At 57.2% G+C, this 325-nt stretch carries 1 pseudogene; it reads right to left on the bottom strand.

Annotated features, from left to right (window positions below):
- Positions 1-325 (bottom strand): annotated as a pseudogene (locus BG74_RS15805) (aminotransferase class III-fold pyridoxal phosphate-dependent enzyme); the annotation flags it as partial.

The following is a 325-nucleotide window of genomic DNA, read 5'->3' as shown; positions in this document are numbered from 1 at the left end:
CTGTGCATCGAATTATCGGGATCGCAGACCGACATCGCGCCGAAGGTATCTCCGTGGTAGCCCTGGCGCAGGGCTAGCAACTCTATGCGCGGTTCGCCGCGCGCTTGCCAGTATTGCAGAGCCATTTTTATCGCCACTTCCACAGCCACAGATCCGGAATCTGCCAGGAATACGCATTCCAAACCCTCTGGCGCCAGCGCCACCAGACGGCGACACAATGCCACCGCGGGCGGATGAGTAATGCCACCGAACATAACATGGGACATACGGCTAATTTGGTCGTTCATCGCCTGGTTTATCACCGGATGATTGTGGCCATGGATGG

Origin of the sequence: Sodalis-like endosymbiont of Proechinophthirus fluctus (assembly GCF_001602625.1) — a bacterium.
Lineage (GTDB): Bacteria > Pseudomonadota > Gammaproteobacteria > Enterobacterales > Enterobacteriaceae.
This window is presented reverse-complemented; position numbering and strand designations above follow the sequence as displayed.